General features: G+C 65.3%; 10 protein-coding genes. 3 read left to right on the plus strand and 7 right to left on the minus strand.

The genetic code is table 11. From position 1 onward, the window contains the following. Window positions 1-24 precede the first annotated feature (24 nt). A complete protein-coding gene (locus tag SH602x_RS20360) occupies window positions 25-2,367 on the minus strand; it encodes a serine/threonine-protein kinase (protein WP_479477124.1) in 2,343 nt (780 codons plus the stop codon). A gap of 186 nt (window positions 2,368-2,553) precedes the next feature. On the opposite strand from SH602x_RS20360, the gene SH602x_RS20365 reads away from it, so the two are divergent. Further along, window positions 2,554-3,210 (plus strand): hypothetical protein, encoded by a 657-nt coding sequence (locus tag SH602x_RS20365; RefSeq protein WP_479474048.1) that lies wholly within the window; start codon window positions 2,554-2,556, stop codon window positions 3,208-3,210. A 27-nt stretch (window positions 3,211-3,237) separates the two neighbouring features. Here SH602x_RS20365 and SH602x_RS20370 read toward each other — a convergent pair whose 3' ends face one another. From SH602x_RS20370 to SH602x_RS20390, 5 genes are all read right to left on the minus strand, one after another. Further along, entirely contained in the window at window positions 3,238-3,612 is a 375-nt protein-coding gene (locus SH602x_RS20370) for a hypothetical protein (protein ID WP_479474049.1), read from the minus strand. A 289-nt stretch (window positions 3,613-3,901) separates the two neighbouring features. Further along, complete coding sequence (locus SH602x_RS20375) at window positions 3,902-4,828, minus strand: hypothetical protein (protein WP_479474050.1); 927 nt, start codon at window positions 4,826-4,828, stop codon at window positions 3,902-3,904. Window positions 4,829-5,189: 361 nt separating this feature from the next. Further along, the gene (locus SH602x_RS20380; protein WP_479474051.1) at window positions 5,190-6,374 is read right to left on the minus strand and encodes a S1 family peptidase; all 1,185 of its coding nucleotides are present in this window, start codon (window positions 6,372-6,374) and stop codon (window positions 5,190-5,192) included. A gap of 219 nt (window positions 6,375-6,593) precedes the next feature. Further along, a complete protein-coding gene (locus SH602x_RS20385) occupies window positions 6,594-7,169 on the minus strand; it encodes a PRC-barrel domain-containing protein (RefSeq protein WP_479474052.1) in 576 nt (191 codons plus the stop codon). 440 nt (window positions 7,170-7,609) lie between these two features. Then, complete coding sequence (locus tag SH602x_RS20390) at window positions 7,610-8,572, minus strand: type III secretion system chaperone (protein WP_479474053.1); 963 nt, start codon at window positions 8,570-8,572, stop codon at window positions 7,610-7,612. A gap of 272 nt (window positions 8,573-8,844) precedes the next feature. On the opposite strand from SH602x_RS20390, the gene SH602x_RS20395 reads away from it, so the two are divergent. Then, window positions 8,845-11,706 (plus strand): HYR domain-containing protein, encoded by a 2,862-nt coding sequence (locus SH602x_RS20395; RefSeq protein ID WP_479474054.1) that lies wholly within the window; start codon window positions 8,845-8,847, stop codon window positions 11,704-11,706. Between the two features lie 28 nt (window positions 11,707-11,734). On the opposite strand, the gene SH602x_RS20400 is transcribed toward SH602x_RS20395, so the two are convergent. Beyond that, window positions 11,735-13,090, minus strand: coding sequence for a glycosyltransferase (locus tag SH602x_RS20400; protein ID WP_479474055.1), 1,356 nt, complete (start codon window positions 13,088-13,090; stop codon window positions 11,735-11,737). A 267-nt stretch (window positions 13,091-13,357) separates the two neighbouring features. Here SH602x_RS20400 and glgX point away from each other — a divergent pair, with 267 nt between their 5' ends. Beyond that, the gene (glgX, locus tag SH602x_RS20405; protein ID WP_479474056.1) at window positions 13,358-15,610 is read left to right on the plus strand and encodes a glycogen debranching protein GlgX; all 2,253 of its coding nucleotides are present in this window, start codon (window positions 13,358-13,360) and stop codon (window positions 15,608-15,610) included. The last annotated feature ends 34 nt before the right edge of the window (window positions 15,611-15,644 follow it).

Raw genomic sequence — 15,644 nt, forward strand, 5'->3', positions numbered from 1 at the left:
GCCGATTCGGTCGCGTCGTTTCTTTCAGCGACGCTCGCCGCCGCCGACGCTGGACCAGATCGACGCCGCCGCGTCGAAGCGACTGGTTCGTTCCAGTTCTTCGGTACGCGCCGGATCGGGAGACAGGGCGATGCGGAGCGCGGCCGCGTTCCGCTGAATCTCCTTCGAGAGCCAGAAGATGGCGGCGAGTCCCACGAAGCCGATGACCCCGAGCGCGAGGAACGGGAAGCGTATCTCCGCGTCGCCGAATGAGAGCAGGATCACGCACGCGGACGGAATCACCGCATAGACGGCCGCCAGTCTTCCCGCCCACCACGGCACGTTCCGCAGATCGGCCACGGCCTGAGCCGATGCGTCGGTTCGCGAGATGGTCGCCGGGATCCAGACCCGCAGCGCGAGGTACGTGAAGAGAAAGTAATCGAAGAGCCCCGCGAGCGCTCCGCAGACGACCTGCGACAGGAAGAAGTGGCTGTACCGCCCCAGGTGCGCGTCGCCCACGGCCAGATGCGTCCAGACCGGGAACACGACGCCGCAGCAGGTCCACATGACGACGGTCACCCAGGCCGCGAACGGGCCCAGCGCGAGCGTCTTCCCGATCAGAGTCGCAGCGGGGGCGGGCTCTCGCTCGCCTAACCTGACCGCGCGGATGGTGCGCGAGAAGGGAATGGCATAGAGCAGGAATAAGGCGATGCCGAGCGAGTAAGCGACGAGGTTGATGACCGTCACCTGCTTGTCGAACAGGTCGGGCGCCCAGCCCTGTGCGACCGCCCGCGCGTTGTAAGCGATGTTCAGCGCGCTCAGGACGACGTTCGGCGGAAGGACGCACAGGAAAATCGCGAACAGGGGAAATCGGAGCGTCCACCCGAGCCACCCGGTCGGACGCCTCCAGAGCAGGCGTTCCACCTCGGGATGCAGGCAAAGTAGAAGCTGCCGCGCCAGTTCGTCCGGCTCTGCATAACGTCGCTTCGGATCGGGATCGAGGCACTTGAGCAGAATCGGACGCAGCGCCGGCGGAGCGTCGGTCGGAAAACGCTCGACGGCATCGGGTCGGACGCCGTGCGCTCGCGATCGATAGAAGGCGTCCAGCGCCTCCATCTTTCCGACGCCGGCGGGAGGACGCGGAAAGGGTCGGTCGCCGGAGAAGAGTTCCCACAACACGATGCCGAGCGCGTAGACGTCGCTCGTGACGTCCAGATCCTCGGGTCGCACGCTGGATCCGGGTCGCATGGCGTCGAGCTGTTCGGGCGACATGTAGGCCAGGCTGCCGCCGAAGAACTCGCTGGCCGAGAAGCCCTGCACCTCGCTGCCGAAGCTGACATTGAAGTCAACCAGTTTGGGGAACGCCGAGGCGCTCAGCAGGATATTCGCCGGCTTGATGTCGCGATGCAGCACGCCCCGGCGCTTCGCGTAGCCCAGAGCCAGCGCGAGATGCGAACCGAGCAGGCAGACGGTTTCTGCCCAGCTCGTCCGTTCGAGCAGCGCCCGGTGGAGCGAGTCCTGCGGCGGCGTTTCGTGCCGCGCGCGAAGCGCCTCGTCCAGCAGTTCGAGCATGGCCTTGCCGCAACGCTCCTCGCGCGGGAGCTTCGCGACGGCCTTCTGAATGTCGTCCAGCGTTCCGCCGCGGACGTACTCCATGTAGAGCAGCCGCAGTTCGCCCTCTTCGATGTCACGCACGTCGAATACGCGCACGATGAAGGGGTGTTCGAGCTGGGCCAGCGTCTGCGGTTCGGCGCCCCCCGCGGCGGAGATCTTCAGCGCGACCCAGCGCTGCATCGATCGCTGCCAGGCGAGAAAGACCGTCGCGAACGAACCGGCGCCGAGACGATTGACCAGATCGAAGTCGTCGATCCGGTCGCCCGGCTGAAAACGCTCGGAAAGGGGCTGATCGCGTTCGTCGCCGCGCTTCGTGCCGGACGCCGACGACCGCGCGCTTTCGACGCCGCTTTCGAATCCGACCGCCGACGCCACTCGCGGGGCGAGCGAGGGGAAGCGAGACGCATACTCCCCCTGCGAGATCTTCTCGCCCTGCCTTCGGCGAAGATGGATCTCCTCCAGCACGAGTTCGAGAATCGCGTCGTCGTCAAGCAGATCGGCGAACTCGCTCAGGTACTCCTCGACGGTGCGGAGGGAGCCGTGCGACCGCCGGCACTCCATGTCGAGCTTGATCAGTTCCAGCAGCGCCGACCGCCGCGTGGGAATCGCTCCCTCGGGCAGGAAGTCGAGCGGGCAGGGGGGCGAGTCCTGCCGCGGCCAGGAATCAGGAGCGCCCCACGCCTCCGCGAACGCGTCGATCCGCGCAGCGACGAGCGTCCAGGCGACTTCCATCGCCGGCACACCCTGCTGCGTCGATTCTTCGGGTTCGGGCATTTCAGCCACGGGGATTCCTGAGGGACGCGGTTTCGCGAGCGACGCCTCGCCCGCGTCGTTCGCATCAGGCGATTATCCCGCCGGACCCGCCGCGTCCGCAATCGTATGCACGCCGGGGATACACGGGGTACAACCGTTGCGTCCGCCTCAGACAGGTCGGGACGATCGCCTTGTCAGGAGACTGCCTTGACTGCCGCTGAGCGACTGCGCCGCCTGCTCCACGAGATGACCACGGTCGAGAAGGTCGTTTATACAACCGCCAGCGGTTGCTACTTCGTGTTGGGGCTCGTCGTCGTGCCGTTGGTTTACGGGTACGCTCTGGAGCAGGTCGGGGAAACGGTCGGCAGACACCCCTTCGCTAATGTGATCGGCGCCAGGATCCCGTTCGATAGCCCGCTCTTCATCGCGCCCGTCGCGGTCCTGGCTGCCGGAGCGGGAGCGTTGCAAATGGCAGTTATCGTGCGGCTCGCCGCATTCGTCCCGCCGATCGGCGAGCGTATCGACGCACTCTATCGGTCGATCGGCTTGCCCGTCTTCGGCAAGTGGCCCTCTCTGGTTCTGTTCGTCTTCGTCAAACTGGGGACACTGATCATTCCGTCCCTGGCATGTGGTTGCGTCGCAGGGATGGTCTTGGGATGGCTGGGCGTGTATGAGACGCCGCCTGGATTCTATGCCCTCACTGCCGTTCTTGCATCGCAATGGTTCGGGGCAGGCATCGCGGGCATCGCCACCATGATTTACATGCCTGAATACGAACATGCGCTGCCCCGGTTGATCGCCGAACTGAGGCGAATTCTAGGGCCGCAAACTCCGCCGAACGGGCAGTTCACGGACGCGAAGTAGCGGCGGGCTCGTCCTCGAGAACATCCTTCACGGATAGCGAGCGATCCCGCCGCGTTCGATCACCAGGTCGTCGCCCGTCAGGTCTCCGACTCTCATCCACGTGCGCGTGACTCCAACCGGTACGCCGTCGATTTCGAAAGCCCAATACCCTGGGGAGATTGTCGGGTCGAAGTGCAACGGCTTAAGAACTTCCGCGTCGAACTTCTCGGGAGTCGCGCGTACCGCGTCACGAGGAATCGATCGGCCGACGAGAAGAACTGAGAAGTTGGGCACAGGCGCGTTGCCGATGAACGCCTCGACGAGCACGCCGTCCGGCCTGTTCGTCGCGCTCACCTGCCAATCAGGACCGCTATTGAGCCAGGTAGCGACCGCCACCATCACGGCGAAGCCCGCCAGCAACATCACTCCGACTAGAAGTAGCGGCATCGCGGGCGACCATCCGCGGCGCGGTTCTTGAACTGTCATCGCGGCATCTTTCTCGACCCGTCCCCTTCGAGCAGACGACTGCAGCGTTCGTCCGCTTCATCGACCAAGAATAACGGGATCGCGCGTCCGCCGACGAAAAAAGCCGCCCCTCGCGTAGAAGGGAGGCTCTTCGGCTTCGGTCGGTTCGTCAGGAACCGGCTGACAGGCTCCCAGGGAAGGGACCGGCTGACCGCTGCGACGGGCGTCGCAGTCAGTCGGCGATCGATCAACCCCGCACGAAATCCAGTCCCGAGTCGCTGGAGCCGTCGAGCTTGAAATTGAAGCCGTTCGCCGCGAGGGTCAGCTTTCCGCCCAGCTTCTGGTTATCGCTCGACCGGGAGAGCGTCAGCGTTTCGCTGCCGAAGGCGTACGAACCCTGGAAGGAGTTCGTCTTGCCTTCCTGCGTCGCGGTCCAGAGGAACGAGCCGTCGGCTCGCAGTTCCAGCCGGATCGTGGCGCCGTTGCCGAGCTTGGCGACCCAGGCGCCGACCCGGGGATCGGTCGCCGCCTGAGCCGGAGCGACGGAAGCCGTCTCGGCGGACGTCGCCGGGGGAGCCGACATTCCGGCGAGGATCTGCAGAGCCGTCATCGAGGCGTCCGCCGCAGCGGCAGGCGCCTGCGACGCCGGAGCCTGAGCGGCCTGGTTCGGGGCCGCTTGAGCGGGAGCGGCTTGCGGAGGGAGAGTCTGCTGCTGGGAAGGAGCGCCCTGGGGTGCGTTCGCGAACGGTTGTTGCGGCGCTCCCTGCTGCTGATTCGGCTGGCCCTGCGGAAACTGCCCCTGCGGAGCCTGACCCTGCTGCACTTGCTGACTCGGCTGACCCTGCTGAGGAAAGCTCTGACCCTGCGACGGCTGACCGGGGAACTGCTGGCCCTGGATCGGTTGACCCTGGATCGGCTGGCCCGGTTGACCCTGCGCGAAGCCGCCGGCCGGCTGCTGCGGGAACATCTGCTGCGGCGGGATCGAGGGCTGCGGCGCCGGGCGATACTGCGGCGGGGCGTGGTACTGGGGCTGAGCGTACTGGACCGGGCGATGATATCCGCCGCCGTAACCGCCACCGCCCGGACGGGGACAGGCGAAGGCGCTGGACGCGACGGCGACCGAGAGACCGAAGACGACGAACTTGACGGGGCGGGAAGCGACGAACCGGATCATGACTGTTCTCCTTTGCGGGGCGATCGAAAGGCGGCTGGTTGTTCGTTTCGAGGTCCCCTTGTCGGGTTCCTCTCATGCATGGCCCAGCGGGGATTCCGCGAGAACGTTACGGACGTTTTTCATTTTTCGCTCCGGAGCGAAACGCGAAACGACCGCGGCGAATCGGAGGGGAAGGGCTCCCGTTCCGTTCGCCGCGGTCGTCCGCCGCTTCCGCCCCTGCCGAGGGCGTTCGAGCGTCTGGTGTGCCCTGGCTGGCTTGCCCAGCCGTGCGTAAGACGGGTCTCGATTCGGCACGGCTGGGCAAGCCAGCCGTGGCACACAGAGGGTTTCTTCGCGGCCAAAAGGCCCCGAGCAGTCGATCTCAGTTCGCCAGCCAGGAGTTCAGCGTGTCGGTGGAACTGGTCGTCTTCGCCTCGGGAGCGAGCTCCTTCTTCATCGCGACCGAGAGTTTGCCGACGTAGTTCATCGTGCTCTTCACCGCGTCGGGCGCTGCGGTCGCGTCCATCTTCACGCAGTAGACGATCAGCCACTCACCTGCCGGGTTTCGCTCGAGCGACCAGGCGCCGATCTTCGTACGGGCGGACTGCTCCAGCAGCTTGGTCATCGTGTCGGCGGTAGGCGCTTCCTTCGTCACCTGGGCCAGAGTCCAGATCCGGCGGACGTCCGCCCGTTCGAAGTACTCGACGTCCTTGGCGATGAAGACCGACGCCGTCTGATCGGTTTCCGGGGTCATCTTGACCTCGAAGTGACCGGTTTCGTGCTTCGTGTACGTCAGGTCGGTCCGCTTGAGAATCTCTTCCACCGGCAGGGGCGCCGGCTTCCAGGGGCTGTCGAGAAAGTCGCGAACCTCGGTCACGTCGACGCAGTACGTCACCAGCCTGGCCTTGGGAGAGACCGCCTGGGCGACGGCGACCAGTTCGCCCTTCGCGTTCACGACCGGTCCGCCGCTGTCGCCCGAGTTGATCGGCGCCTGAGTTTCGAGAACCGTGAATTCGTGATCGCCGGCGCCGCTGCGGAAGGACTTCTTGTAGACCGAGCGAACCGTGCCGGAGGTGAAGACCCACAGGGCATCGCTGGCGCCAGGGTTTCCGATCGAGTTCACCGCCTCGCCCGGGAGGGCGCTCGTCGCCGCGAGGATGACCGGCTTCGCCCCCTCCGGAATCCGGTCGATCTCGATCAGCGCCAGGTCGCGTTTCCGATCGACGGCCACGACGCGGCCGCGCAGGCCGAGCTTCTTCACATTGTCGTAATAGTGCTGGCGGTCGACCTTGGGGCGGTCATTTTCCAAGTCGGGAAAGAACAGAACCGCGTTGCGGCACTCGCCGACGACGTGGGCGTTGGTGATGACCAGCTTTCGATCGGCGTCGATCAGGACGCCGGTGCCGCTGGAGGTTCCTTCGGAACCTTTCGCCAGGACCCAGACCGTCGAGGCGAGCGTCGTCTGGTAGATCGTCGGATCTGCCAAGGCAGGGCGGGCAGCCAGGCTGGCGAGCATCAGGCCAGCCGTCACGGCGAGGCGACCGAGAGGGAGCGGGCAGGCGTTCATGGAAGGATCCTTCTGGTTTCGTCGAGACTTCGGCAGGGAAGAAAGGCGGATTCGGGACGCAGAGCGCCGCGTGCTTTCTTCCTGGCGAAGCGAAAACCACGTCGGATCGTTACTTCGGGCGGGCGAATTCCCGCGAAAATACGAAGAAAGCCGCCCCGCCGGCAGTGCGTCGGCGAGGCGGCTTTCTTCAATTCAGCTTCTTTCCGTGCGATCGAAGGGTTACCGGACGACGGCGCGAAGGGAATCGCCCGGGGGTCCGGGGCGTGCCGAGCGGACGTTCTTGTAGTAATCGCGAACGCTGGCCGTGTAGACCTCGTCCGCGAAGTTCGGCCAACTCTCGAGCGAGAACCGCGGGCCCTGCTTGATCGCCTCGGGCGACAGGCTCAGCCGCAGTTCATGGCAGCCGGGAGCGATCTCCAGGCAATCCCACGGCACGACGTAGACCACGTCCCCCATGCCGACCATGCGACCGAAGGAGACCGCCGCGTAGACGACGCGGCCCGCGCGCGGCTCGATGATCAATTCCTGCACGCGGGCGACGACGTCCCCTTGGTCGTCGCGAATAAACATCGTTCCGAGCGTGCGGCCCGGAATCGCGGCGTTGGCCGAAGCTGCCCGGGGAGGAGGATCGGGCACCGGCGGAATCTCGGCGCCGTTGGCGTCGGGCGCGACCTGCTGCACCGGGCTGACGATCCCGGCAGGGGGTAAGTCGGGCGGCAGGGCGAGGTTCGGTGGACGCCCCCCTGCGTAAGCCACCAGCGCCGCCCCCAGAGGAAGAAGAAGTTTCTCGACCATCGCGTTGCCTCGTGTTCCCCGACAGGGAAGAGAAGAGGGGACCGCCGAGGAGACTGCCCTGGCTCAGCGGTCCGAAAGAATGCGGTCAGCAACCATCAACCGCACACAGAAAAGGTCGAGGGGCGAAGCGTTCGGCGGCCCGCATCCGGGTGGCCGATTCGTTCGCGTGCTATCCAACGCTAGAACGAGTCCGCCCGGGCGGCCGACCTGATCTTCGGAGCGGCAGTCCGGCGAGCGACGCGGCGGGGCGATCCCTACCTCCGTCACAGACCGATTCACGTAAGTGAATGGACGCAAGTTCTGAACTCGTAAAGCCCTTCGCGTAAGGGGTCGCGATCGCTTCGCTCGGCAGTACCGGAATTTTTCCTAGCCGAGCATGAGAAAAAAGTTTCCAGTTTTTTTGGCGGCGTCGAATCGGCGACCTAGAGGAATGCTGAAGTTCACTTCGGCTTTTGGAAGACGAGCGCCGTCGCGGCGCCTCCTTCCGGCGTGAACTCGAACTGGTCTGCCGAGCGAACGACGATCGTTCCGACGAGGGCGCCTCCCTTCGCGTCGTTCAGCGAGAGTTTGCTTCCTGACAGGACGTAAGTCCCGCTGGACTGAGCGTTTCGCGTTCCGTCGACCGTGACGAGGTCGAACGCGCCGTCGGCCCCAAGCCGCAGAGCGAACGCCTGCGTCTTCGATCGGGATGCGGTCCACGAACCGACAATAGCGGCGGATGCGCTCGCGGTCGGCGTTGCAGATCCGCCGGAGACCGACGGCTTCGCGGCATCGCTCGCGGCGGGCGATGCAGGCGCAGGCGACGACGCGGGCGCTTCTTCGAACTTCCAGAGCGACGCGGTTTCCTCGGCGACGGCGACCATCGCCTCCAGCGAATCGCGAAGCCGGGCGCCGGTGACGCCGCGGTTGTCGAGCGAGCGGTGCAACTCGATCCGCCCCAGCTTGACGCTCAGGGCGAAACGCTCGGCGCGATCAGCGCGGTTCGCCTCCATCAGCGCCGCCAGACGATCGGCAGGCAGCTTCGCCCCCTTCGCCAGCGAGTCGAGCGGCAGAACCAGTTGCACCCGCTTCCGATCCTCCGAAACGGTCGCGAAGGCCGTCTTCTGCGTCTCGCCGGAGCGAACCACGACAGTCAGATACTGGGAGTTCGCTTCCTGCGGATCGAAGCCCCCGTTGCGGAGCGCCTCGGCCAGCGACGCCGGTCCTGCGATCTCGACCGGCGAGTGCGGCCCGCCTGCGGGAATCGTCGGAGCGGCTTCCGTCGGCTCCAGATCGGCTGCCGACCCCGACGAGCCGTAAACCGACTCGATCTTTAGATCGGAGAAGAGATCGTCTCCCCCGAAGGCGAGCGACGCGGCGGAAAGACTGGTCCACAGGACGTGGAAGGCGATCGAGCGGGACATGACGCGTCCACCCCGGCAGAAGGAACGACGCGGCGTGCGAATCGCCGCACGCCTGCTCCTTCGCCGAGCGCGGTCTCGCTCGGGATGTTACGGACAATCGCGAGCCCCGAGCCCAGGCGGAGAGCTTCGACAGCCTGCGTCACGACAGACCCGAACGGAGCCGCCGAAAAGAAGCTGTGACGGCCTGACAAGAAACTCTGTAGCGGAGAGATCCTGCAGGACACGCCCGCCGGTTACGCATCATTATGTCCAGATATGTCCGAAGGGGCTCCATGACGAACGCTCGCGATTCAGTTCTCGCCGGATTCTTTATCGTGGCGGTCGCGTCGATCGCCGGCGCTCAGGCGCAGACAGTTCAGCCGCCGACGATTCAGCCGCTGGGATGGCTGGATTCGGGCGTACGGCATTCCGTGGCGAAGGGCGTCTCTGCGGACGGGTCGCTGGTTGTCGGGCACTCTCGTTCAGCCAACGGATACGATCGCGCTTTTATCTGGTCCGCCGCGACAGGAATGCTGGAGTTGGGAACGCTCGGTAACGCTCCGGGAAACAGCTATGCCGAGGGCGTCACTACGTCGACCGCAGGAGGCATCGGTCCGGTGAGCGCGACGGTATCCAGCACGCCGATCGTGGGAACGGTGGTGGGACACTCGGCGAGTCCGTTCGGATTCATCAGCGCGTTTCGCTGGCGAGATTCCACGGGTATGACCCACCTACGGGCGTATGGATCCGCCACGGGCGAGTCGCGAGCCTTCGACATCAGCGCCGACGGTCTTCAGATCGTCGGTAGCAGCATCCGCGCAGTGGGCGCCGAATACCAGTCGCCAACAAGTTGGAACAGCATTCTCATTCCATCAACACAGGGAACATCTTCCGGATTTATCAGGGGAGTCTCGAGTAACGGAGATTTTGCGACTACGTACTGGGACGATACCCGATTTCTTACAAGGGTACCTGGGATAAGCGAGGGCAATACCGGTCAATTGCCGTTCGCCACGGAATCCTATGGGGAAGCGGTGTCGCTGACCAAGTTGATCGTCGGGTTCTCGTCGGTTAACGGAAAATACGTGGCCAGCTCCTTTCGAGCTACGGGTAGAAGCGGAGCCATCCACGCGAATCAGAATGAAAATAGTTGTGCATACGACATAACGGACGATGGGTCGCTCGTCGTAGGCGAGGTTTCGACCGGCGGCGTGGGACACGGCAATGCAGCGATCTGGATTTGGGATTCTCCTTGGATACATAAATCGCTTCGCGACGTCCTGGCGACCGAGTATGGCATCGACATGACCGGCTGGGGTCGTCTGTACACCGCGAACAGCTGCTCCACGGATGGGAGCGCCGATGAGGACTGCATCATCGTCGGCTCGGGTGAATATCAGGGCGCGACGACGGCATTTCGAGTCTTCGTTCCCTTCAGAAATCGGCGCCCGACGGTGACGTCGGCGCTCGTTCAAGGCCAGTCGTATAGCGTTCCCCTCGGTTCTTCCTTTTCAGCCGCGCTGGTCGGCCAGGATCAGGACAACGAAACGCTGACGCTCAAGGCGACGGGCCTGCCTCCGTCCGCGGTCCTGACGCCTCCTGTCGGGTCGACGGGGAAGCGGCCCTTCAACGTCAGTTTAAACTTCACGCCGACGCTCGCCGACGTCGGCTCGCACAATGCCGCGATCGCCTTCGCCGACACGGCTTACGCCGGCAATCCCGGCAAGATCAACTTCACCCTGACCGTTCCGCCCAACAACGTCCCGACCGCATCGGCGATGTCGGCGGAGAACGTCGAGTGCATCGACGGCAGCCACCTCGTCACGCTCGCTTCCACGGTCGGCGACGCGGACGGCCATCCGCTGACGGTCGTCTGGAAGGTCGACGGCGTCGCCCAGCAGACGACGCCGAACGTCGTCTCGGGCACGTCGATCGCTTTCGAGTACGACTATCCCCACGGTCAAAGCATGGTCACGGTCGAGGCGAACGACAGCTATCACACGGGCACGGCGACGACGACCGTCACGGTCACCGACGCGGCCGCTCCCTCGGTTACGGTCGCGTCCGACGTCGTCGTGCCGACGGACGCCGGCAAGAGCTTCGCGACGGGCGTGGTTCTGACGCCGCCGACGGTGGCCGACAACTGCGACGGCGAACCAGCGCTGACCCATAACGCTCCGTCGCAGTATCCGCTGGGCGAAACGATCGTCACCTGGACCGCGACGGACGCGAACGGCAATCAGGCGACCGCGACGCAGAAGGTGACCGTCGTCGACCAGGAGAAGCCGACGCTCGCGCCCGCCGCGGCGATCGATCGCTTCGTCGATCCCGGTACGCTCTTCTCGGCCGCGCCGCTGACTCCGCCGACGGCTTCGGACAACGTCCCCGCGGGTCTGCAGGTGACGTCCAACGCACCGTCCGTCCTGCCGATCGGGCTGACGACCGTCATGTGGACCGCGACCGACGCGGGCGGCAATACGGCGAGCGTCTCGCAGAACGTGACAGTCGTGAACCGCACGCCGACCGCGAATGCCGGCAAGCGGATCGTCGTCACGACGTCTTCCGAAAAGGGAGCGACGGTCAGGCTGAACGGAAGCGCCTCTTCCGATCCCGATCAACACAATCTGACGTATCGCTGGACGGCGCCCGGCGTGCGACTGAAGAAGCCGACGACGGCGAAGCCCAGCGGCGTCTTCCCCATCGGAACGAAAACCGTGACGCTGACCGTCACCGATGCTGCCGGCGCCAAGTCGGTCGCGAAGGTCAAGGTGACCGTGAAGCTGAAGAACGCCAAGGCCCGCTCCCGCGGGAAACAGGCGAACGAGGCTTTCGCCAAGACGTTCCATCACGGCACGCGCGACGCGGTGAACAGCGCTCCGAACGCGATGAGCCTGTCGGGCTACGCCTACGCCAACGCCGCCCAGCGGATCGCGATCTACGCCGGCGATCACGTGCAGTGGAACGAAGGCCAGGCGCCTGCCGACGCCGAGTTGGAGTACGCCGAGCTGCGCGCGCTGCAGAGTCTCTGCGGCGAGCGGGCCGCGTCGGCGTATCTCGATGCCTATGCCGAAACGGGCGACGAGGACGCCCTCCATGCGGCCCTCTGGGCGCTGAACGGCGCGGCGTGCGCCGAAGCGGACATCTTCGAACGCTGAACGGCGACTGAAGGCAGACGCCGAACGGCTAACGACCGGCGGAGGCTCGATCGAGTCCCGCCGGGGCTGCAGTTCGTCGGGTTTCACCTGTGCGACGGTCGAGGAGTTCTTCTAACGCGTCGCACGTGGGGGCGAGGGGCTCGGCGCCGTCGAAGCGGCGGGCGAGGTCAGCGCAGCGCCGGGCGACGTCGGGGGAGGAGAGCAGGCGCTGCAACTTCGGCACGAGTTCGTCGGCCCGGTAGCGACTGGGGGAGATGCGATCGGCGACGCCGAAGCGAGTCAGCCGGGCGGCTTCGTCGGGCTGATTGAAGGCGACCGGCATCACCAGTTGCGGCACGCCCGCGGCGAGGGCCTGGGCGACGGTGCCGATCCCCCCGTGGTGCACGAGGCAGGCCGCACGCGGGAGAATCTTCTCGAACGGAACGAACGCGAACGCCCGAATCCCTTCCGGAAGCGTCGCCGGCAGAAGCTCGCTGCGGCGAGAGAGCAGGATCGCGCGACGCCCCAGCCGCTGGGCCGCGGCGACCGATTCGCTGTAGAAGGAAGCGTCGGCGAACCCTGCCGAGCCTGCGGTGAAGACGATCGGCGCGTCGCCCTCCTGCAGGAAGCTCTCGATTTCGGCGTCGACCGCCGCTTCGGGATCGGGATCCCAACGCAGGAACCCGGTCAGTCGGGTCGAGGCGGGCCAGTCAGGCTGCGGCTCCGCATACCAGTTCGGGAAGAGCCCGAGCGCCAGGTCGGGCGAGTGCCACCATTCGTGCAGAAACCGGCGGACCGGCGCCAGGCCGAGTTCCGCGCGGAAGGCGTTGATCGGCTCGAGCGTCGGATCGACGAAGTAGCGATCCGCGATCCAAAGCTGCGCCCGCTTCCAGAAGCGAGGCACGCCGGGCGACATCCAGAGCGGCGGCGGCATCACGGGCGATCGGTAGACGCTCCGGAAGCAGCCTGGCTCCAGGTGAATCGTCGCCAGCGGAGCGCCCAGTTTTTCTCGCGCGATCCGGGCGCCGAACATGATCGACGGGGCCACCACCGCCGTCCGTCCCGGCTGGTACGCCGACTCGATCCATTCGTAGACCGATCGAACCTGACGCAGCGGCGTCGACTGGACGGCGACCTTCCACGATCGGGAGTGACTGCGCAGCGCCGGATCGTGACCCGCCTGGGCCATTTCCTCGAACGTCCCGATCTCGTGAAACGGCAGGCCGTGCGACTCGACCAGGCGGCGATGGACGGGGTTGCTGGCAAGCAGGACCTCGTGCCCCCGCCGGTGCAACTCGCAGCCGATCGCCAGGTACGGGTGCAAGTCCCCGGCAGAACCGAACGGCAGAAGCAGGAACCGCTGCGGCGCCGTCGTTTCAGAATGCGGCGAAGCGGAGGCGTTCATCGGAGCGAGCCAGGGTCGCGAAGCACGGAATTGGTCGGCAGCGGCGGAGACAGCATCGTAATCGTGCGGGGACTGCGAGCAATTCGCTACCGCCGCCGGACCCGCGCGACCGCAAAACGAGCGCCCCAGGCGCTGCCGTTAAACCAGCGTAGGTCGCAAATGCGGGATTCGGCATGCGGCACAGGTTTTGCTGTAAACGCGAGACAGCCGCCTCCCGTTCTTGCGGGGGATACCGTAGGAGCCGCGGCTGTACCCGTCGGAAAATTTATGTCCACCGCCAGCCGTCACGTCATTCGTCGTTCGGAACGTCCTAATCCGCAGGCGAAGTTTCAGGAACAGCTCAAGTCGCTTCCTCCCACGCTCGCCAGGATCTCGCCCGGAAAGCCCTATCCGCTGGGCGCTTACTGGGACGGCAAGGGAGCGAATTTCGCGCTTTATTCCGAGCACGCCGAGAAGGTCGAACTTTGCCTGTTCGACGGTCCCGAGGCGACCGAAGAAAGCGCCAGGATCCCGTTCGTCGAACAGACGGACCACGTCTGGCACGCCTACCTTCCCGGTCTGCTGCCGGGCCAGGTGTACGGCTACCGCGTGTACGGGCCGTACGATCCGGCGTCGGGAATGCGATTCAATTCGAATAAGGTGCTGCTCGACCCTTACGCCAAGGCGATCGCACGCCGACTGACGTGGGACGATTCGCTGTTCGGATACGACATCCACAGCGAAGAAGGTCCGCTTTCTTTCGACGAACGGGACAGCGCGGCCTTCGCGCCGCTCGCGCAGGTCGTCGATCCCTCGTTCAGTTGGGGAGACGATCAAGCGCCGAACGTCCCGATGCATCAGACGATCATCTACGAGATGCACGTCAAAGGCTTCACGAAGCTGATGCAGGACGTCCCCGAGGAGCTTCGCGGCACGTACGCGGGGCTCGGATCGGAGCCGGCGGTCAACTACCTGAAGAACCTCGGCATCACGGCAGTGGAGTTGATGCCGATCCACTACCACGTCAACGGCGACTTTCTGCTGAACAAGGGGCTGACGAACTACTGGGGCTACGACACACTCGGCTTCTTCGCGCCCGACCCCGGCTACTCGGCCAACCTTCGCGGTCTCGACCCGGTGCGGGAGTTCAAGATGATGGTCCGCGCGCTCCATGCGGCGGGGATCGAGGTCATCCTGGACGTGGTCTACAACCACACGGCGGAAGGGAACGAGCGAGGGCCGACGCTCTCCTTCCGGGGCATCGACAACAGCGGGTACTATCGCCTGGTGCCCGACTCGCCGCAGCACTACATGGACTTCACGGGCTGCGGCAACACGCTCGACATGACCAATCCCCGCGCGCTGCAGTTGCTGATGGACAGCCTGCGGTACTGGGTGACGGAGATGCACGTCGACGGGTTCCGCTTCGATCTGGCCAGCACGCTGGCGCGGGAACTGTTCGACGTCGATAAGCTGAGCGGCTTCTTCGACATCATCCACCAGGATCCGATCATCTCGCAGGTGAAGCTGATCGCCGAGCCTTGGGACGTCGGCCCGGGCGGTTATCAGGTCGGCAACTTTCCCGCCCAATGGTCGGAGTGGAACGGCAAGTACCGCGATTGCGTGAGGAAGTTCTGGAAGGGCGAGGGGGGGCACCTGCCGGAGTTCGCGACGCGGTTCTTCGGTTCCAGCGACATGTACCAATGGAACGGCAAGCATCCCCACGCGAGCATCAACTTCATCACCGCGCATGACGGCTTCACGCTGGCGGATCTCGTCTCGTACGAGCGGAAGCACAACGAAGCGAACGGCGAAGACAACCGCGACGGCAGCGACGACCCGACGAGCTGGAACTGCGGCGTCGAAGGCCCGACCGACGATGAGGAGATCAACGAACGCCGCCTGCGGATGCGCCGCAGCATGCTCGCGACGCTGCTGTTTTCGCAAGGCGTGCCGATGATCCTCTCCGGCGACGAGACGGGGAACACGCAGGGAGGCAACAACAATACCTACTGCCAGGACAACGAGATCAGTTGGCTGAACTGGGACCTCGGCGACGAGGATATCCGGCTCCTGCGATTCGTGCAGAAGGCGATCCAGATTCGCCGCGAGCAGCCCGTCTTCCAACGTCGGCGATTCTTCCATGAACGACCTCACGCGGGCGACCAGGCGCATGACGTCGTCTGGATCAACGTCGACGGCTCGGAGATGACGCAGGAGGCCTGGGACGCCGGCTACACGAAGTGCATCGGCGTCGCGCTCTTCGGCGACGACGTCGACGTCGACGAATGGGGCGAGCCGATTGACGGCGATACGATGCTGATCCTGGTCAACGCCGACTGGGGCGACCCGATCGAATTCATGTTGCCCGACCTGGTGGACGGCAAGCCGTGGGAGTTGCTGCTCGATTCGTCCGATCCGACGGCAGAAAAGACGGAGCACGCGCCCGGAACGCCGTATCCCATGCAGGCGTCGACGTTCGTGCTGTTCCGCCTGACCTGCGATGCCGACGTCGAAACGCTGCCCGATATCCCGCGCTGACCGGCGGCTGAATTCGGCGCTGACCGGGGGTCGC

The sequence above is a fragment of the Lignipirellula cremea genome (assembly GCF_056501455.1).